Origin of the sequence: Echinicola vietnamensis DSM 17526 (genome assembly GCF_000325705.1) — a bacterium.
Classification (GTDB): domain Bacteria; phylum Bacteroidota; class Bacteroidia; order Cytophagales; family Cyclobacteriaceae; genus Echinicola; species Echinicola vietnamensis.
In genome coordinates, this window is record NC_019904.1 from 1333077 (window position 1) to 1353766 (window position 20690).

12 protein-coding genes are annotated in these 20690 nt (G+C 45.0%); 4 read left to right on the forward strand and 8 right to left on the reverse strand.

Annotated features, from left to right (window positions below):
- The first annotated feature begins 38 nt into the window (after positions 1-38).
- The 3 genes from ECHVI_RS05665 (at position 39) to ECHVI_RS05675 (ending at position 6420) form a co-directional block, all read left to right on the forward strand.
- Positions 39-1466: a cellulase family glycosylhydrolase gene (locus ECHVI_RS05665; RefSeq protein ID WP_015264998.1), complete on the forward strand. Its 1428-nt coding sequence runs from the start codon at positions 39-41 to the stop codon at positions 1464-1466.
- 770 nt (positions 1467-2236) lie between these two features.
- Positions 2237-4471, forward strand: a complete 2235-nt coding sequence (katG, locus tag ECHVI_RS05670) for a catalase/peroxidase HPI (RefSeq protein WP_015265000.1) — start codon at positions 2237-2239, stop codon at positions 4469-4471.
- A 287-nt stretch (positions 4472-4758) separates the two neighbouring features.
- Positions 4759-6420 carry a M1 family metallopeptidase gene (locus tag ECHVI_RS05675; RefSeq protein ID WP_015265001.1) on the forward strand — a complete coding sequence of 554 codons (1662 nt, stop codon included), beginning with the start codon at positions 4759-4761 and terminating at the stop codon, positions 6418-6420.
- A gap of 66 nt (positions 6421-6486) precedes the next feature.
- Here the strand turns inward: ECHVI_RS05675 and ECHVI_RS05680 are convergent, their stop codons facing one another.
- From ECHVI_RS05680 to ECHVI_RS05710, 7 genes are all read right to left on the reverse strand, one after another.
- Positions 6487-8811 (reverse strand): ethanolamine ammonia-lyase, encoded by a 2325-nt coding sequence (locus ECHVI_RS05680; protein ID WP_015265002.1) that lies wholly within the window; start codon positions 8809-8811, stop codon positions 6487-6489.
- 249 nt (positions 8812-9060) lie between these two features.
- Positions 9061-10221: an iron-containing alcohol dehydrogenase gene (locus ECHVI_RS05685; RefSeq protein ID WP_015265003.1), complete on the reverse strand. Its 1161-nt coding sequence runs from the start codon at positions 10219-10221 to the stop codon at positions 9061-9063.
- A gap of 175 nt (positions 10222-10396) precedes the next feature.
- A complete protein-coding gene (locus ECHVI_RS05690) occupies positions 10397-11224 on the reverse strand; it encodes a TPM domain-containing protein (RefSeq protein WP_015265004.1) in 828 nt (275 codons plus the stop codon).
- A complete protein-coding gene (locus ECHVI_RS05695) occupies positions 11205-11639 on the reverse strand; it encodes a TPM domain-containing protein (protein ID WP_015265005.1) in 435 nt (144 codons plus the stop codon). Before ECHVI_RS05695 ends, ECHVI_RS05690 begins: the two co-directional genes overlap by 20 nt.
- A 54-nt stretch (positions 11640-11693) precedes the next feature.
- Positions 11694-12284, reverse strand: a complete 591-nt coding sequence (locus tag ECHVI_RS05700) for a LemA family protein (RefSeq protein WP_015265006.1) — start codon at positions 12282-12284, stop codon at positions 11694-11696.
- Positions 12285-12489: 205 nt separating this feature from the next.
- A complete protein-coding gene (locus ECHVI_RS05705) occupies positions 12490-15786 on the reverse strand; it encodes an ATP-binding protein (RefSeq protein ID WP_052331407.1) in 3297 nt (1098 codons plus the stop codon).
- Between the two features lie 97 nt (positions 15787-15883).
- Positions 15884-17134: an aspartyl protease family protein gene (locus ECHVI_RS05710; RefSeq protein WP_015265008.1), complete on the reverse strand. Its 1251-nt coding sequence runs from the start codon at positions 17132-17134 to the stop codon at positions 15884-15886.
- A gap of 234 nt (positions 17135-17368) precedes the next feature.
- On the opposite strand from ECHVI_RS05710, the gene ECHVI_RS05715 reads away from it, so the two are divergent.
- Complete coding sequence (locus ECHVI_RS05715; RefSeq protein ID WP_015265009.1) at positions 17369-17839, forward strand: Fur family transcriptional regulator; 471 nt, start codon at positions 17369-17371, stop codon at positions 17837-17839.
- Between the two features lie 1065 nt (positions 17840-18904).
- Here the strand turns inward: ECHVI_RS05715 and ECHVI_RS05725 are convergent.
- Positions 18905-20680 (reverse strand): chloride channel protein, encoded by a 1776-nt coding sequence (locus ECHVI_RS05725; RefSeq protein WP_015265010.1) that lies wholly within the window; start codon positions 20678-20680, stop codon positions 18905-18907.
- Positions 20681-20690: the final 10 nt, after the last annotated feature.

Here is a 20690-nt window from a genome sequence, read left to right on the forward strand (position 1 = left end):
ATTCTTTAGCTTTGAATTGATCTTAAAAGGTTTAACCCGTGCACCAAAACAACCGAGTTGTTTCCCTCATCTTCCTGTTCCTACTGCTGGGAATGGAATGGGCGTGTAAGTCCTCAGAGGAAGAGCCTTCCAAATTGGATGTTTCTTCCACACGGATTGAACTAGAGGCAGATGGAGAATCCAAGGAAGTTTCCATTTCGTCAAATACAGCTTGGTCGGCTCATGCGTCAGCCAACTGGATCAATATGACGCCGTCTTCCGGAACAGGAAGCCAAACCGTTTCCATTGCGGCTTTGGCGAATACAACTCCTGACAGCCGAGAAGCTGTGGTTCAAATTGTGGCCGGGAGCTTACAACGAGAAATACAGGTTTCCCAAGCGGCCGGGAAATCTCATCCAAGCTATTATATCCCTGCAGATCAAACGGAGATGCGGGAAATCAGCAGTTTGGAACTAGCCCCTGAGCTAGGGATAGGTTGGAATTTGGGCAATTCCTTGGAGGCCATTGGAGGCGAAACCGCTTGGGGAAACCCTGCTGTCACCAAGGAGCTCATTGACGCCGTCAAGGCAGCCGGTTTTTCGGCTGTTCGAATTCCGGTCGCGTGGAGTAAGTTTACGGACGAATCCAGCTTTACCATTGACCCGGCTTGGGCCGAACGTGTGGAGGAAGTGGTCAATTATGTCTTGGACAATGACCTGTACGCGATCATCAATATCCACTGGGACGGTGGATGGATGCAACCTACTTATGTGGCCGAAGATGCAGTAAATGCTCGCCTAGAAGCAATGTGGGTACAGATTGCCCTTCATTTTAGGGATTACGATGATCATTTACTCTTTGCCGGAACCAATGAGGTCATGGTAGATGGGGACTATGGTCAGCCAACGCCAGAATATAGGACAGTACAAAACGGCTACAACCAGACGTTTGTAAATGCTGTCCGAGGCACAGGAGGTAGAAACGCCTACCGCCACTTGGTCGTCCAAAGCTTCAATACCAATATTGATCATGCGGTGGATTTCATGGAGATGCCCGTGGATGAGGTGAAGGATCGGTTAATGGCGGAAGTCCATTACTATGATCCTTATGAGTTTGCCCTGGATGCAGACAGTCCGGTCAGCGAATGGGGAGCCAATGCCGATAACCCTTCCAAAACAGCAGGGTGGGGAGGTGAAGCCTATGCTACTGGTCAATTTAAGAAAATGAAAAGCCACTTTGTGGATAAAGGCATTCCGGTAATCGTAGGCGAATACGGGGCGATTTCCAAGACAAACCTGGAAGACCACGCGGTTTACAGGGCCTATTACCTGGAATGGATCACCCAAGCCATGCTGGACCAGTCATTGGTACCCTTTTACTGGGACAACGGCCATACCGGTAACCATGGATTTGGCCTATTTGACAGAAATAATGGAGAGCAGGTTTATCCTGATCTAATCGATAAAATAACACCTAGCATTAATTAATGACCCCTGATTTTATTGGGCTGCTTCTCCGAGAGGCAGCCCTTTTTAGTTTTTTAGGAAAGGATTGTTCACAGTTTAAGGGTCAAGCGGAAAAGCTGGGGGCAAGCGGTAAAGTTGAGAGGATAGCCTATTTCGATGGGTAAATATGTTCTTCGTCACCTTTAATTGCTATTTGGCTACGGATGAACGCTGATAAACAAAGATAGGATACTTAAGGCCTTGCAAATCCGTGTTCAAATCTTTTATCAGTAGCTAACTTGACTTAACAGTTTACAATGCCCATGCCTTTGGCTACGAAGTGGGCTTTTCGGCAACGCTTGGATTCATCCAGTTCATAGATGAAATAGCATCCTTTTAAATAAAGTTGCCCTCGGAAATATTGCTTGATCCGCATTGATGAATGTATAATGGAGAATTATAAATGATGAGCCATTGGCGTCTTTACCTCTAAAGCCCCTGAAGGAGACACCCAACGCACAGATGGAAAAAGCTGCTCCGGGATGCACTCTAAAGTCCAAAGATAGCTTCAGCTACATGCGAATGACATAATGGTAATGCTCATGTACAACCAGATTATCTTTAACCTTTTTTAGCCATAGATTTTATGGCCTAACACAGGAAACTATACAGATAAAAACCAGCATATAGCTTGTCCATATAGCTATAAATTTTTAAATTATATTCGTTCTTTTCAGCGAATAATAATCAGTTTGAATATTCTTTCTAGCGCAAGGGCTACTTGCCAATAACCAAAAAAAAACTATCAAGAAATGGAAAACAATAATGGTTCTCGAAGTTTTGATGTAAACGAAAGCAGTGGAAATGGAAAATGCCCATTTTCAGGTGCTGCTCCCAAGAAGGGTGCCGGTGGCGGTACCAGTAACCTAGACTGGTGGCCGAATCGGCTAAAAGTAAATATTCTCCGGCAGCATTCTCCACTTTCCAATCCATTGGGTGAAGATTTTAACTACGCCGAGGCCTTCAAGCGCTTGGATTACGATGGGTTGAAGAAAGACCTGCATGTCCTGATGACTGATTCCCAAGATTGGTGGCCGGCTGACTTTGGGCATTATGGTGGATTGTTTATCCGCATGGCTTGGCACAGTGCAGGAACATACCGTATTGGCGATGGTCGTGGCGGTGCAGGGGGAGGGCAGCAGCGTTTTGCCCCGCTAAACAGTTGGCCGGACAATGCGAGTTTGGACAAAGCGCGCAGGCTATTGTGGCCGATCAAGCAAAAATATGGAAATAAAATCTCTTGGGCTGACCTGATGGTTCTCGCAGGCAATGTGGCCTTGGAGTCTATGGGTTTTAAAACCTTTGGCTTTGCCGGAGGCCGTGAAGATACTTGGGAACCTGAAGAAGCCGTATACTGGGGTTCTGAAGAGGAATGGCTGGCCGATAAGCGTTATTCTGGGAAGCGCGACCTAGAGGATCCATTGGCTGCAGTGGTCATGGGGCTGATCTATGTGGACCCTGAAGGACCCAACGGCAATGGCGATCCGGTATCTGCCGCCCAGGATATTCGCGAGACGTTTAAGCGTATGGCCATGAATGATGAGGAAACCGTCGCCTTGATCGCGGGTGGCCACTCTTTTGGAAAAACCCATGGTGCAGCAGATCCCGGCGAACACATCGGGCCAGAACCAGAAGCAGCTCCTATGGAGCTACAAGGTTTTGGGTGGAAAAATACTTATCGCTCAGGCGTCGGCCCAGATGCTATCACGGGCGGGCCAGAAGTCACTTGGACCCAAACGCCCACCCAATGGAGCAACCATTTCTTTGATAATCTTTTCAAATATGAATGGGAAATGATTAAAAGTCCTGCCGGTGCCAAGCAATGGGTGGCCAAGGACGCCGAAGAAAGTGTTCCGGATGCCTTTGACCAGTCCAAGAAGCACAGGCCCACAATGCTGACCACTGACTTATCCCTGCGTTTTGATCCGGAGTATGAAAAAATCTCCAGAAGGTTCTATGAAAACCCTGAGGAGTTTGCCGATGCATTTTCCAGGGCTTGGTATAAGCTCACCCACCGTGACATGGGACCAAAAGATCGGTATCTCGGCCCTGAAGTTCCCCAGGAAGAGTTGATTTGGCAGGATCCGATTCCTGCGCTAGATCATGAACTAGTAGATGAAAAAGACATAGCAGGCCTGAAAGAAAAAATTCTCCGCAGTGGCCTGTCTGTATCGGCCTTGGTCGGCACCGCTTGGGGATCAGCTTCCACGTTCAGAGGCTCTGACAAGCGTGGTGGTGCCAATGGTGCCAGGATTCGCCTTGCCCCACAGAAGGACTGGGAGGTCAATAACCCTGCCCAGCTGGCAAAAGTATTGGAAACCTTGGAAGGCATACAGCAGGACTTTAACAAGGCCCAGTCTGGCAATAAAAAGATTTCCCTAGCGGATACGATTGTGCTTGCCGGATGTGCAGCGGTGGAAAAGGCGGCCAATGATGCGGGCCACACTATTACCGTTCCCTTTACGCCTGGTAGGATGGATGCTACTGCCGAACAGACCGATGTCGAAGCTTTTGAATACCTGGAGCCGTTAGCGGATGGATTCCGAAATTACCGCCGGGTGAAGTTTAATGTCTCTACGGAAGACCTTTTGGTCGACAAGGCAAACCTGCTGACACTGACGCCGCCTGAACTGACTGTGCTGATGGGTGGGCTAAAGGTGTTGGATATCAATTATGATGGCTCCAAGCATGGGGTATTTACAGATAAGCCCGGCACCTTGACCAATGACTTCTTTCTGAACTTGCTGGACATGGGCACCGAATGGAAAGCCACCTCCGAGGATCAAGAGCTTTTTGAAGGCAAAGATCGCAAGACAGGCCAACAGAAATGGACCGCCACGCGAGCAGACTTAGTGTTTGGCTCTAATGCGGAGCTCCGGGCACAAGCGGAAGTTTATGGCAGTGCAGATGCCAAGGATAAATTCGTTAAAGACTTTGTTGCCACTTGGGACAAGGTAATGAATTTGGACCGCTATGACTTGAAGTAATTATTGCTGCTAGCAGCATATGTCATTCCGACCAAAGGAGACATCTCTATGGCATTATCGCATGAAATGATGAATTAGAGATTTTTCCTGCCGTCGGAATGACATTTTTTTTAGTGCTCCGCACAAATTTTTACAATAGCCAACGCAAGACACCTTTTCCCACTTGTGACCGTAAAGCGGTCCTGCTTCACGAAAATTTTCCTGGCTCCACTCATATAAATCAATTGTCACTACCGTAGAATAAAGCTTAATTTAGTAAGTTAAGTTAGAAACCAACCCTATTTAGTATGAACTGGATGAAATCGATTTTATTAGTTGGGGCATTGACGATTAGTTTCGTGGCCAGGGCCCAACTATTCCCTCACGGGGAAACATTTACCCGTCAGGACACCTTGCGGGGTACCATAACACCGGAAAGGGCCTGGTGGGACTTGGAGCATTATACCTTGGAAGTCAAGGTAGAGCCCGAAAAGCAGTACCTTTCTGGAAGCAATACCATGACCTATAAGGTGACGGGCAAACCTGATCGCATGCAAATCGATCTTCAAGCACCCATGAAACTTACCAAAGCCGTTCAAAATGGCGAAGAGCTTCCAATTGAGCATGATGGAAGTGCCCATTTTATCACCTTAAACCAAGCCCAAGAGCAAGGGAAAAGTTACGACATTACCTTTTTCTTTTCCGGCAAACCCGTGGTGGCACAGCGCCCACCTTGGGACGGAGGACTTACTTGGCAAAAGGACAGCAACGGCCTTCCGTTCATTGCCAATGCCAACCAGGGGATCGGCTCCAGTGTTTGGTGGCCAAACAAAGACCACCCCAGTGATGAGCCCGACCATGGGGTAGTGCTCAAAGTGGAGGTGCCCGAAAACCTCATGGATGTCTCCAACGGCCGCTTAATCGACACCAAGCACAACCGCAAGGCCAACACCAAAACCTATACTTGGGAAGTCAAAAATCCTATTAACAATTATGGGATCAACATCAACATCGGAGACTATGTCCATTTCTCTGAAACGTACCAAGGCGAAAAAGGGGCGTTGGACATGGATTATTATGTGCTTCGCGAAAATTTGGAAAAGGCCAAAGAACAGTTTAAGGATGCCAGACGCATGATGGAAGCTTTTGAGCATTGGTTTGGGCCATACCCTTTTTATGAAGATGGCTATAAACTGGTGGAAGTACCTTATTTGGGTATGGAGCATCAAAGTTCCGTGACCTATGGCAATGCCTATGGAAATGGATACCTTGGAAGGGATCTCAGCGGAACAGGCTGGGGATTGAAGTTTGACTTTATCATTATCCATGAATCCGGCCACGAGTGGTTTGCCAACAACATCACTAACAAAGATGTGGCGGACATGTGGGTCCATGAAGGATTTACAGCTTATTCCGAAAATTTGTTTTTGGATTACTTCTATGGCAAAGAAGCCGCCAGTGATTATGTGCTGGGTACACGCATGGCCATTAATAACGACCGTCCGGTCATCGGTACTTATGGTGTGAATTACGAAGGCTCAGGGGACATGTACTACAAAGGAGCAAACCTCCTCCATACCATTCGCCAACTCATCAATGATGATGAAAAATGGCGTGAAATCCTCCGGGGGCTCAATCGGGAATTTTACCACGAAACGGTCACCACCAAGCAGGTCGAAGACTACATCAGCGACAAGGCCGAAATGAACTTGGATCCCGTATTTGACCAATACCTTCGGGACATCCGTATTCCAGTTTTTAGCTACACCATAAAGGATGGCACGTTGGCTTATAGATGGGAAAATGTCATTAAAAGCTTTGACATGCCCGTAAAAGTATGGATCGATGGAAAGGAAGTTTGGCTTGAGCCTACTACCCAATGGCAAAGCAAAAAGCTGGACATAGCATCACCAACACTTATCGTGGACCGCAACTTCTATGTGGCCAAGATGAATGTAATGGGGGAATAACCTTAAGGCAAATGCCGATGTGATGGAACTGCTGTCTCTTAAATCTGCGTCATGCATAACGTGGATTTAAGAGACAGCCTCATATTTTTTGAACAGTTGGCTTAAAATAAGGGAGGTTTGCCTGGCAGCCTCTTTTGGCTGCAGAGAAGAATCGGATATCCCCGAAATCACCCGAGAAATATCATGGTCTATTGCCCCCTTTTGTCCCCAAGTGGCTGGATGGGCAGCCGTCAGGTAAACCGAAAAATTATGGTGCCCTGAGCCTGGGCGCTCACCGATGATGTGCAAAATGCCCTTGCATCCCTCCTTGGTTCCTGTACTTCCAAATAGCAGCTCGCCACATGCATACCCGGCCCTCACCCGTCCATGTCTGATCACAATTGGCTGTTCTGCTACCCGAAATCCATTTTCCGAAAGGGCAGGACCAATGGCTTTCAAGTAATCATCCAAGTGTCCACTGTCCATCAAGGCTCGGGCATTTAATCCATCCGAAATGACCACTTGCACATCGGGAGTCTCATCCTGCCAATTAGCCATATGCTTTTGGAGCATTTTTACTGCTTCATGGCTTAATTTTTCTCCGGTTTCAGGGTGGTATACATAATCCTTCCGGTTCTTAGACTGGGTCACTATGGGCACTGCCAATGGGATTCCTTGGATAAATGACGAGGGCATTTCGGTCCACAGGCTAATTTTGGCATCATCATAGAGCTGCTGTACCTGCTGGGCCAGTTGTGGCTCCAAATCCCAGATATGATCACCATAGCCCTCCGCAATGGGAACACCTCGTTGGCGAATGGCACGAATTTTATTTTTCCCATCAGCAAAAATCTCTTCCCGGCTTCTTAGGTCACCTTTGGCCAAACAATAGTGATAATAAACCCATGTGGGATCCCCAAAATGAATGGTGGGCTGGTCATCATCACCAATGATCCCAATACGTTTAAAAAAATGCCACATGGCATCGTTTACTTTATAGCCAAACTTCTCCCGAACCCGGACATGGTCACTAAAGGAGGTGGTCAAATAGCTTAGCATGGGATCATTTTTGGTCGGTAGGGCCATTAAATAAGCTGGGTTGGCCGGCATTACCTCATCGATGCACCAGGTTAAATCAGCTAAATCCACATCCATGTGCAAAGTAGAGCATATATCCAATCCGATGCATAAACCATGAAGTTTTCCCATCAATGTATCTTCCAAACAGCACCTGACAAGCTGCTCTTTGGTCTTGAAGACCTCCGGTCCGATAAATCCAGCTACATCGTTTACATGGACCCAAGGCTTTTCACCATCGGCTTTTCCTTCTTCCAATTGAGCCTTTAAGGCCCTTACAAAACCATATTTCCGAGATTCATGAAGCACCATATCGAAGCCTTCGCCGTGACCATTGGTAAAGTCTGCCCCTTGGCCGGTTTCTGCATAAAGGCCATATTGACCATTCCTGCTGGTCATGTGATCTTGCATTTTTTCGAGGGTGACATCAAACGTCTGATTGGCCCCCACTGTTCCGGCTAAGCTCTGAAACCAAATGCCTGTCGTACCGGGCTGCTTTTCTTCCACTGCTGCTTGCACATCTATGTGTGATAAGACACAGTTTGGAAGTGTTTTTTCCAATCCAAAAGTCACCAAGAGGTCATGAAGGGCTGCTTCGACTTTCCCTACCGATGCTACTTCACTGGATACTGGATTGGTTCCCAGTACCAGGTCCCCTACACCATAAGACCAGGCGTCAAATACTTGCCATACAATGTCGTCAATATTATCTGTGGGAGAATTGGGCTGAATGCGGGCACTGAAATAACCTTTACTACCAATCTTGGAGCCAAGCAAAGGGTTAAAGATCTTTTGGCTGACCGTTATCAATTCCTCATTGCTCATCAATTTCACCACGCAGCCAATGATATCACTGGTCAATCCAGGCATGATCTTTTTGATCTCTGGTTCCTCTTCCCGAAGTAGAAAATCCTTTAATTCACCCATTGTCCACGAATTGATCTTTTGGAGTATGGCTGGATCTGTCGTCTTTACGATCAGGTCGTAAAGCTCATCTTTATATACCAAGTGTTCCGTAATGTCACTGATTTTGGTGTTTCCCAAAAGCATCCGGGCATGCTTCCGGGACTGCTCATCTTCGGCAGCCAGACCTAGGGTAGCGTCACCTTCTTTGAAGGCATTTGCTGCCCCGATAAGCTGGCGGTAAAGGTCAAGGTCAAAAGTCCCTTTTTTATTGGTAATGTATCCCATGAGATCTTCGCCTTCTTTAGGAAGACGTATACGCAGGTTCTTGGCCGAAGAAAGTGGGTCGGCATTCTTCCAGCCAAAACCGCTCAGCAGCACCATGGATGCACCCAAAATCCCTGATCTTTTTAAAAACTCATTTCTCGTCATGATCGTGTGATTGATGTATGGTGGAGGTAAAAGGTTATTTCAGGGCAACGAATACCGAAAATTCTTTTTTGGTGAAATTCTTATCATAAGTTATTAAAAATTAAACCATCAATCCACTAGTTTGCAGTAAAAGCAAAAAAATAAGCCCCAAAAAACACCTCGAAGGTGTTTTTTGGGGCTTATGAATGACCTGACATCAAAGACATTCAGGTGCTTATTTTTCCAAGATCCGTGGTGGGGACTTTGCTATCAATAAGCCATTTCGACTATTTTCTCGACGTCTGCTGGACTTAGATCCTTGTGTTCGCCCAAGCCTGTCCAGCCTCTGCTGGTGAAGCGATCGGCAATTTCCTTGGCGGCTGTTTTATACGTGTCCGTATAGGCTGAAAGCTGCGTTTCAATGCCTAAGGATTGAATAAATGCTTCAGTTTTTTTTATGCCGGCCAATGCCTTTTCTTCTGCAGTACCGTCCACGATGCCCCAAACCCGCTCTGCGTATTGGGCCAACTTAGCTTTTTTCCTGTCCAAGTTGTAGCGGTAATGGCTGCCAGCCACGATCGCCAAGGTCCGCGCATGGTCGATGCCGTAGAGGGCCGTCAGCTCGTGCCCCATGGCATGGATGGCCCAGTCGGTGGGTACTCCTTTTTGGATAAGTCCGTTTAGTGCCATGGTACAGCACCACATAAAGTCCCCCGCAGCATCATAGTCTGAGGGATCCTTCATTACCTGTGGCCCTACTTCTATCAACGTCTGCATGATGCTTTCTGCAAAACGATCCTGCAATCCAGCTTTTACCGGATAGGTCATGTATTGCTCCAGCGCATGGGAAAATGCATCCATGATTCCATTGGCTAGCTGCCGCTGGGGAAGGGTCCGGATGACGGTGGGATCAAGCAGCGAAAACTGCGGGAACAATCCCGGGCCGCCCATCGAAAATTTTTCTCCCGTCTGGTGATTGGAGATTACTGCCCCTGAGTTGGATTCCGATCCGGTGGCTGGAATGGTCAAGACGGTGCCGAAGGGCAGTCCCTCTTCCGTTCGGATCTTTTTGGCCAAAATGTCCCATGGCTCTTCACCGTCGTACAGTGCTGCAGACGATAAAAACTTGGTCGCGTCGATCACTGAGCCTCCTCCCACGGCCAACATAAAGGTAATGCCTTCTTCCTTGATGATCTTGAGCGCATCCAACAACTGATGATATGCTGGATTGGCGGGAATTCCTCCGAATTCAATGACTTCAAAATCTTTAAGTGCGTCCTTTACCGCGTCATAAATCCCATTTTTTTTGATGCTCCCTCCACCATATGTCATGAGCACTTTCGCTCCAGCGGGGATCTCATCAGCTATTTTTGCGGTTTGGCCCTGGCCAAAAATGATCTTCGTTGGATTCTTAAATTCAAAATTCAGCATATGCGATTGGTTATGATTGCTATTTCTAAAATATCATTCCTTAAACAGCAAACCCCTTCCATCAGTTCCTTGTTTGCCAAAAAGGAAGCATGGGGATTTCTCTCCCAAAAGGACCTTAGAAAGCCATTAAATGGCGAAAAGCATGTCAGATTTCTACCGTTTCACTGAAGGGATGTTACCAGCTTCCGCCGGCACCGCCCCCTCCGAAGCTACCGCCTCCAAAGCCGCCGAAACTACCGCCTCCGCCGAAGCTTCCGCCTCCACCGGAGAAATTACCGAAGCCACCACCATCACGGCGGCCGCCTCCCAGCAGGTTCATCAGCATCAATGAGGTAAACAAGTCTACTCCGCCTCCTCGGCCACCCATGTGGTTATCGTTGTCATTTCTGTTTTTGAGCAGGGGAATAATGATGAAGATGATGATAAAGATCAAGATGAAAAATACCGCGCCACCGCTATTGCCTTTTTTAGCTACATCTTCGGCGTCGTATTCTCCACTGGCCAATTTGAAGATCATGGTGGTGGCCTGATCCAATCCTTCAAAATATGCTTCCCGCTTAAACGCCGGAACGATCACATTATCCACAATTCTCCTGGCCAAGGCATCCGGAACGGCTCCTTCCAGGCCATAGCCGGTCGCGATAAAGACCTTTCTGTCCTTCATGGCCGCCAGAATGAGCAGGCCATTGTCCTTTCCTTTTTGGCCAATTCCCCACTTATCACCCAGCTGAAAAGCATAATCACTGATGTCATATTGCCCTACAGATCCTAACAAAACCACCGTGATTTGGGAGGAGGTGCTGTCGTTATAGGCCACCAGTTTTCGTTCCAAGGCCGTTTGCTCGGAGGAAGATAAGGTTTGGGTGAAGTCATTGACCAGCTTGGGAGGATTGGGGCGTTCGGGAAAATCCCCTTGCGCCATGAGGACCTGACTGGCCAGTAAAAATAAGAATAGGAGTGAAGCGTATTTTTTTAACCACATATTATCCAAAGGAAATTTCATCAGAGAGTTCGTTTTCATCACTGTCAGCATCATAGGGGAAATGTTCTTTCAAGGCTTTGCCGGACATTTTGATGCCTGTGACGAGTCCTTCGGTAAACTTGCCCTCTTTGAAGCATTTTACCATTTCCTCTTTTATTTCATCCCAAAACCCTTTGGGCACAACAGCATTGATGCCTCCATCACCCAACACAGCAAACTTATGGTCTTCTACTGCCAGGTAAAAGAGGACGCCATTTCGGAGTTTGGTCTTGTGCATTTTGAGCATGGCAAATACATCTGCCGCCCTGTCCAACACGTCCCCCTTGCAGTGACTTTCCAGGTGAACCTGGATTTCGCCAGAGGTCTGTAGTTCGGCAGCTTTGATGGCTGCTACGATGTTTTGTTTTTCTTCCTTGGAAAATAATTTTTCGGCCATGGCCTGATCGTTTTAATAAGAATGCCCGGTTTGAGCCGGGCAATGTAAGTCTATTTAAAATTCTACAGTAGGCGCATTTTCAGCACCTTCGGCAGCTTCGAAGTAACCTTTCTTCTCAAAGCCATACCACCCCGCAAAGATGTTGTTGGGGAACTGCCTCAAATTGGCATTATAGGCTTGTACGGATTGGTTAAAGTTTCGCCTGGCTACTGCTATTCGGTTTTCTGTCCCTTCGAGCTGAGACTGAAGGTCGAGGAAGTTCTGATTGGCCTTTAAATCCGGGTACCGTTCCACGGCGACCATTAGCCTGCTGAGGCTCCCGCCCAATTGATCCTGAGCTTGTTGAAATTGGGCCACCTTTTCAGGGCTAAGATCATCAGCATTCAGGTTAATGGAAGTGGCCTTTGCCCGAGCATTGATCACTCCTTCCAGCGTCTCTTTTTCGAAGTCAGCATAACCTTTCACGGTATTGACCAAATTGGGGATAAGGTCGGCCCTTCGTTGATATTGGGTTTCCACTTCCGCCCATTTACCGTTGATGTCCTCTTCTGTGCGAACAAATTGGTTGTAGGTTCCTACCGCCTTGGTATAGACAAAAATACCCACCACTACCAAAATTAAAATTGGAATAATTGCTTTTTTCATGTGCTTATAATTGATATTTAAGAGTATCTCGTTTGTGATTTGCTCCCCTCAGGTAAGCGGAGCATTAAATTTTGAATGATTCCCTAGTCATTTGGATGGGAATATTCGAATTTAGGTATTCTCACGCAAAAGAATGGAAAGAGTTTAAAAAAAAGCATTCTTGCCCCTAAAGTGGGAAGGGGAAGTTTTCGCCAAAATGGAGTGATCAGGGGATCGGCAGGTTTTTTAGCAGGACGGAAAAGGTCGTTCCTTCCCCTTCGGTGCTTTCCACGGTAATGTCTCCATCGAGGGACCGGATTTGTTCTTTGATCAGGTAAAGCCCCAGCCCCTTTCCTTCGACGTGATTATGAAATCGCTGATACAGCCCAAATATGCGGTCCCCATATTTGTCCAGGTCTATACCGATCCCATTGTCCTTAAAATCGATCCTGCATTTATCTTTTTCCATGCGTGTGCAGATCCATATTTCCGGCAATCGATCAGGGTGGCGGTATTTGATGGCATTGGTCATAAAATTGAGCAGAAAATTCTCCAGGTGGCTATACACATAATTGATTTCCGGCGCCATAAAATCCCTGTGAATAGTCGCTTTGGCGTCCTTCAGCTGTCGAAAGAGGCTTTTTTCGATATTGTTCAGGATATTGTGGAAGTTAATTTGATCCACTTTGATCAGCTTTTTCTTTTTGATCGAAACCACCTCAATGAGGTCCATCAACGTGGTGTTTAGGATGGCAGTGGAATCCCTAAGGCTGTCAAATAACTCCTTGTTTTCTTCTTGGGACAGATTCTCCTCATCAATGAGGTCCAATAAAGAAGTTATGTTCACTATCGGTGCACGTAAATTATGGGAAACGATGTAAGCAAAATGCTGTAATTCCTCATTGTGGCTGGAAAGGTCCCGAATCAGCTTCTCCCGCTCCACTTCTGCCATTTTATATGCCGAAATATTCTGTGTCACCAATAGTGCCCGGCTCACTTCTCCCTGCTCATTCCGAAGCGGTACTCCGATTTTTTTATAGTTTTCTCCTTGGTAATCAATCTCATAAGTCACCGTTTCCCCTTCAAAGACCCGTTCGAGGTTTGCTTTGGCATGTGCCGCTACATCCGGATCGTATTTGGCCAAGTGAAGGTTTCCGATAAGGCTTTTGGGATTGATCTGCAGATGGCGATATTCGCTCCCTTCCGTATAAATATACCTTAGATCGCGGTCAAGTACATCGATGGTGCCTTTCGGGAAATTCTCCGCAATGCTTTTATAAAGCTGCTGTGAAGCGACTAGCTCTTTCTCATAGCGAATCCGCTGAAGTTCTGCTCCGGCCCGGTCTCCAAGAATGGAGATGATGTTGATCAATATATTTTGGTTAAAAATTGGTCTTTGGTCTGCCAGAACTAGTATACCCTGCTTTTTCCCTTTTTTATCTTTGATACCGGTGGAACAATATGATATGAGCTGCTCCTCCCGCAAGAATTCATCTTCTGGGTACAGCTCCGCTACGTGGTTGGGCACGATAACGACATTGTCATCGCCTGTGCCATTGATGGCCTGAAAACAGGGGGTGCCATGGATGCTGTAATCCATATTAGGGATGAGCTTTCCTGATTTGGAGACCGCGATACTTTTTACCTTCTGCTCTTCAGGAAGATACTCACCTACTAGGCAATAGGTGAAATTCAGTTTTTGGGATAGCAAAACCACCAGCTGATTAAAAAACTCTTTATCACTATAATGGGCTGAAATAGCGGCCACATCATTTAAAATCCGCTGCACAAAATCCTTTTCGCTGATGTCTTCAAAAACAGCTTGAAAGGACTCTTCGTCTGCCAATTTTCGCACCGTCAGGCCCACATAATATTTGCTTTTGCTCAAGAAGGATATAAATGGCCCCTCATACCGTGCAAAGCCCCTTTCCAATCCTTCTAGGAGGGTGTTGTAGATGGGCGAGTCGGCATAAATTTCATGGATATTCCTTCCGATAAATTTACTTTTATCCTTGGTCTGCGTTTTTTGGAACAGGGTATTGTTGGCCTTGAGTATGGTACCTTGGCTATCATACTGAAATATCACCAACGGGATATAGTCATAATCGGCGCTAGAAGGCTCTTGAAGACCTTTGGCCTCATGTTCTATGGATTTTAATGAAGTCATATCCACAATACTGCACACAAAGGCATGACCATTTTTATTGTTCTTAATAGGTCTTGATTTAGGATAAAGCCATCTGATTTGATGATTGGGAAGTAGCACTTGCATGATGGGGGTATTGTCATCAGATGATTTTCCATTTACCTTTGGAAATGAGGAGCCGTCTGTTCCTTCCCCATTCGGATCAATGGATTCGATGATTTCTATTAAATTTTTCTTGAAAAAGTCTTCTTTTACACCCAAAGTATCTTCAGGAGAATTACTCAAGAAGCTAATTTTTGCCTTTCCTTCCTTATCGAAATGATACTTAAAGGTTAAATCCGGCATGCAATCGGCCAATTCCTTAAAAGTATATTTTTCCTTCAGTTCAATGCCCTCCCTATATTTCCATTTGGATCCTAATTTGATTTTTCCCAGTACTCTACGGCTTCCTGTCTGTTCATCGAAATAGGAATAAATGTGATCATGGACAAAAATGTACCGGCCATCTTTGTGCCGTATACGATACCAAGATTCCAACTGCTGCAAATGTTTTAAAAATTTTTCTCCTCTCTTGATTCGATCTTCTGGATGGATCAATTCTTCCCAATATTTCTTGCTTAATGAAAAAAGCTCTTGCTCATCATACCCAAACATTTGTTCGGTATCCCCACAAAAATACATGTCTGTTCCGTCCATCTCATACTCATAAAATAGAGTTTTTGGATAGTTTTTAAGAATTTGATCAGATTTTAAGGGGATAAAACGAGGCTGCTTTTGTAAATCGGAATGATATGATTCAGAGATCAGGTAAAACCGATTGCCACTAATGTGCTTTTTAAATAATGGATAATCCTTCTCACTTCCAACGTAAAAAACATCTTGCTCAGGAGCATTTAAAAAAGCTTCCAAATCGGCTTTTTCTATCTCTCCAAAAAGGAGTTTAAGCTCGGAATGGAGGTCAGCTATTTTTTCTTTGGTTGGTGTTGGATTAATGGCATGACGGTAAAATCTATGTTCCTCACGGTCATATATCCATTCTAAATTTAACGTTTCTACGAAGTTGTCTGGTGTAATCAGTATGTTTAATATGGAAGCAGAACCTTCTCGAATGACATTGCCCTGCAGGCTAACATTCACATAAGTGTCCTCTTTGGAGAACAGAAAAGTGTTTACTTTTCTTTCCATCAACAGATAATGGTAAATATGCTCCAGCGCTGGAAAAGGTAAACACAAAAATGATGATGAAAAATCTAAGGGGCTTGAATGATCCGTAAACTCATGCAATGCTCCGGTTTGGTAAATACAGTGGTATTCTCCTACGCCAAACCTCCTGAAAGTAAACATGGCAGGTTCTATATTTCTTCTCTTCTTCTCCATCGACGATCTCTAAGAAAAATATGTTTTGATGCGGTATTACTTCGCATCGATTGGTTATTTGGTATTTTTTATCCTCAATAATACAAAAAACTCATATTTATAATTGTTTTTCCAAGGTGATTTCTTTTTCCAGTTCCATGATTATGCCATTTATATTTCTTCTGATAGTAAATAATATTTTTCTATCTGGCTCAGAACGCAATAAATCATTGATTCCGGATAAGTCCCAATATTCAATGGGAAGTAAATTAATGGCTAAAATTTCATCACCTGCTTTGAAGTTTTCTCGGGAAGCTGGAGAGTCTTCCTGAACACTGCTCACATAGAACCGCCGCTCCTCTAAACTGGTCAGCCGTATCTTCAACCCACTCATGTCATATTCGAAAGGTTTGTGAAAATCTCCCCCCTTTTTAAACAACATCCGCTCCCGGGTGTAGTCGATGATCAGCGTCATGCGAGACAATATATCCGAACCCAGGCTCCCAAGTCTTCCGGATTCGATGATAATGGAAGAAAATTCCGTTTCATCAGGATAGGAGGTAATGACTTTTCGAAAATTCAGGTTGCCTAAGCTGTATTTCCGTACCCTGCCAGCATATCCGTATAAGTCGCCTCCCAGTGATCTCCCAAGGTCGGTTTCGATATGCTCGGGGGGAAGCACGATCTCTTCGGAAGTTTCTCGATTGAGTAGTAAGCCGTGGTTGGCTCCGGTATCTATTAGCAATTTGCCTTGAATTTCCGGTCCATCGATCTGGTCTATCGTACTCTTTACGTAAGGTTTAAAGTTGTCAAAATCTAAGCTGATCTTTCTGTACCCAAAAGGCCGCCAGTTCAAGCGATCCTGTCGATAAAAAGTAATGATATCTGTATCATAGTTGATTTTCACTGGATTATATTTAAAAAACTCATACCCAATGATGCCATGAATCGGCACCCCGATTACCCGCTCCAATTCCAAAAAGTCTTCTTCTAGCACCAGTATGGCTTGTACCGTTCCTTCTACAGGCCCAACATCAAAGTAATTATTGGGGGAAACCAAGGCCGTTAGTACTGTTTTTCCGTCTGCTCCCATCAGGTTAAGGGTGCGGGTATAGTAAAGTCCAATCTCATCACCAATGGACTTGCTAAATAGAATATTTGACTTTACCCCGGTGTCCAATAAAAAATTCAGTTCAGGCCCTCCATTGATGGAAAGGGGGACAATGATGAGGTTATTATAATTGAGAAATGGGATATTGACTTGCTTTTGGTCCTTTTTTAAATAGAAACCAGGCACCTGTGCCCAAAGTGGTGAGGTAACAAAAAAAATGGTTGTAAGAAAAAGGATGAATAGTCTTGTCAGGGTCATACATAACTAATTTAGCACTATCACTTTAAAATAAAAACATAGACCTTTAATCTGGGAAGGATTTTGGATTGGTTGGGAGGGTTGAATTGCTATCAAATATGGAAAGCTTGCCAAAAAATCGCCAAAGCTAATTTAGACTGAAAGCAAATTAGCATTAATAAACCGCTGTAGATGGGCTAGGTTTGACATAATCCAAAAAATGCACCATCTTTATTTTTTGGTAAATTAAAAGCTATGGCAGAAAAGTCAATCGTAGATAAAGCAAAGAAAATTTTTGAAAATTTCTTGTTGAGGCAGGGAAGTAGAAAGACACCTGAGCGATTTTCGGTGATCGATGAACTCTACGCGCTGCCACAAGATGAGCATATTGATGTGGAGGGGCTTTTTTTACGTATGAGAAATAAAGGTTATTCTATCAGTCGCGCGACCATATACAATACACTGGACCTGCTGGTGGAATGTGGGCTGGCCGTCAAGCACCAATTTAAGGATAAGGTAGCCTTATATGAGCAAGCACTCACCTACAAGCACCATGATCATCATGTCTGCAACCAGTGCCGCAAAATCCGTGAGTTCTCCGATGAGCGGATAAACCTGATCAAGGAAGCCATGGGCGAGGAATTTTCTTCAGCCATCACCAGCCATTCCCTAGTGCTTTATGGAGACTGTCAGATTCCGGACTGCAAAAACTTGAAGCTGGTCTAGTTTCCTCATTCCTATTTTCATTTTATGCTGTCTTTGCCTCTCACTGCCGATGTGAATGGTTTCACCCTACCATTATTCTTCGATAGTAAGCAGAAAAAGGATCAAGCTGAAAAGTTGGGGGCATTTTACTCCATAATGGAAATTGACAGTTCCCTAAGGCAAACACTTAAAGGGATGTCAGCCTTAATTAAAGAACTTCAAGGGGCTAAAAGCGATTTTCCTGATGGTTTTCAAGTGTGGCAAAGGCATTTTATTCATTTCAAGTAGAGGAGCTATCATCCGTGCCGCTGGCACTCCTTCGGGAGGTTGAGGAGAGTTTAAGTTCCTGCGGATGATTCTGCAGGTTACAAAATTTATCGTGCCGCAGGCACTTTGTCCAGATTTGTACATTGGAAACCGCATTAGACTATAGTGCTGAATGGCGGAATAGGCTGAAAGAATGATTAGTTGATTTGGATCCTCAAGCTGTCGCAGCACCCTGGATATGGGTTAGCAACTGAGCATCCTGCCTAATCCGCCTTTAGCAGAGGGTCATACAGAAGGTGCAGGTTGTCACCTGCACCATAAATGATTACACACAAAAGGGTAAGTTCCGTAAAAACGGCAGATATAAATGCAAACAGGAACATTTTTTTAAAGCGTTTGCCCTGTGGAGGAAGTCCATCGTTATGACGTTATGAAATTTTCTTTCATAAGATCATGTCAAAATTCGTCCCCCAGAAACATTGCTTGATCCAAGATTGTCATTTTGTCAAGACAGATATTTTATTCTGATTTTTGATAGCGATACACTTTTCTTGTAGAGAGATTGACGCAGCTACCGTCATAAAAAATCGCGCTAAATTGACAGAAAAAAGCTCCAAAAAAATAGACTAAAATTTATCCACATTTATCCACATTTATCCACATCAATACTTCAAGTATCCGTAACTGGCTAAATATCAATTTGTTATGAGTTTAAACCAAAGTTTTAATTTGTGGATAAAAGGCTGTAAATGAATTTTATACGGATTTACCCTTTGTGGGCAGTGGTGGATAAGATGTGAAACAGAATATAATTTTATACTATTCGCGCTGCTGCCTGATTAAGCGTGTTCGGTAGGCGTTAAAAATACGTGATTTACTAATAAAACCGAGGTAAATACCATTATCCACGACGGGAAGGTTCCATGCTCCTGATCGTTCGAATTTATCCATTACTTCTCGCATACTTTCAGATGGCTGGATCGTATCCGGTGGACTGTGCATTAGTTTTCTGATCTGTACTTCATTTTGCTTCTCTCGATCAAACATAATGTCACGTATATCATCCAGGGTGATGATGCCATTTAAGGTGCCTTTTTCGTCCACAACAGGAAAAATATTTCGATTGGAGAGTTTTACAAGGCCGCAGAGGTCTTTGAGTACCGCATCTGGATGGATGGGCAGTAAGTCCTTTTCCATGATGCGCCGAATATCGATCAGGCCAAGGACTTCTTCATCTTTGGTTTCCGGGATATGTTTGCCTTGTTCCAGCAATTGGTTTTTGTACAGGGAATTTTTATCAAAGTAATTGGTCGTGGCCAAGGAAATGGCTGACACAAGCATAAGGGGAACGAAGAGCTCATACCCGCCAGTCACTTCAGCGATCAGGAATATGGCAGAAAGGGGGGCGTGCTGTACTCCACTCATCACCCCGCACATCGCCACCAAGGTAAAATGAGCCACTGGAATGGGGATGTATATCCCAAAGAAGTTATTGGCAAAGGCAAAGAGAAAGCCTGTGATCCCTCCCACATACAGGGATGGTGCAAAGATGCCGCCACTACCGCCACTGCCGATCGTCAAGGCTGCCGCTATTGGTTTGGCGAAGATGATCATAAGAAGGTAAAAAAGTATAAAGTAGGTATTGTTGATTTCTGAAAAGAAGGGGCTCCTGTTCAGCAAAACTGCTGGATCACCTAAAATGAGTGAATTCAGTGTATTATATCCTTCCCCGTAAATGGGCGGAAAAAAGAAGATGATCAGGCCAAGGACTGCACCACCTATCAGCATTTTCAGCCAAGGATTTGATTGTTTCTCCAGTAAGTTTTCGGTTCTCAGGACGGCTTTTATAAAGTAAACAGATACCAAACCTGTAATGACTCCCAGCAACAAATAGTAGGGGGTGTGTGCTGCAATAAATTCTCCGGAAAGGTTGAAAGAGAAAATCGGATCATTTCCGATAAGTACCATGGTCGTCAATGACCCAAGGACGGAAGCAATCAGCAAGGGAATAAAGGCGCCGGTGTTTACTTCCATTAGGATAACTTCTATCGCAAAGATTACCCCGCCGATGGGCGAACCGAATATCGCAGATATCCCTCCTGCAGCACCACAACCAATAAGAATATTCCGTTTTTTGGCATTGAGGTGCATCAGCAGGCCCGAGTTTGAACCAATGGCAGATCCGGTCACCACGATGGGGGCCTCCAGACCGACGGATCCTCCCAGGCCCACGGTTAGGCAGGATGTAAAAACTCGGCTGTACATCTTTACCCGGGGGATGAGGCTCTTCTTTTTGGAAATGTTATAAAGAATCTCAGGAATGCCATGGCCACCATAGTCATTGACAATGTATTTGCCAACCACATAAGTGAGAAAGATCCCGACTAAGGGATAAAGGATAAAAAAGAAATTGGCATATTCAATCTGAAAACCTTCGATCAACCAGTGCTGAATAGAATGGACCGAAACTTTAAGTATCACCGAGGCCAGTCCCGTCAAAATACCGATGACGCCACTAAGAATTAGCATAAAATTCTTAGTGCTTATATGCTTAAGCCGCCAGATTAAAAACTGGGTTATGATATCTTTTGCCAAAACGGAACGA

Excerpts from the sequence above, each read along its gene's own strand:
- ECHVI_RS05690 (WP_015265004.1), bottom strand. The coding sequence starts at position 11,224 with ATGAAATTTCCTTTGGATAATATGTGGTTAAAAAAATACGCTTCACTC.
- ECHVI_RS05710 (WP_015265008.1), bottom strand. The coding sequence starts at position 17,134 with ATGACCCTGACAAGACTATTCATCCTTTTTCTTACAACCATTTTTTTT.
- ECHVI_RS05700 (WP_015265006.1), bottom strand. The coding sequence starts at position 12,284 with ATGAAAAAAGCAATTATTCCAATTTTAATTTTGGTAGTGGTGGGTATT.
- ECHVI_RS05715 (WP_015265009.1), top strand. The coding sequence starts at position 17,369 with ATGGCAGAAAAGTCAATCGTAGATAAAGCAAAGAAAATTTTTGAAAAT.
- ECHVI_RS05680 (WP_015265002.1), bottom strand. The coding sequence starts at position 8,811 with ATGACGAGAAATGAGTTTTTAAAAAGATCAGGGATTTTGGGTGCATCC.
- katG (WP_015265000.1), top strand. The coding sequence starts at position 2,237 with ATGGAAAACAATAATGGTTCTCGAAGTTTTGATGTAAACGAAAGCAGT.
- ECHVI_RS05705 (WP_052331407.1), bottom strand. The coding sequence starts at position 15,786 with ATGGAGAAGAAGAGAAGAAATATAGAACCTGCCATGTTTACTTTCAGG.
- ECHVI_RS05695 (WP_015265005.1), bottom strand. The coding sequence starts at position 11,639 with ATGGCCGAAAAATTATTTTCCAAGGAAGAAAAACAAAACATCGTAGCA.
- ECHVI_RS05675 (WP_015265001.1), top strand. The coding sequence starts at position 4,759 with ATGAACTGGATGAAATCGATTTTATTAGTTGGGGCATTGACGATTAGT.
- ECHVI_RS05685 (WP_015265003.1), bottom strand. The coding sequence starts at position 10,221 with ATGCTGAATTTTGAATTTAAGAATCCAACGAAGATCATTTTTGGCCAG.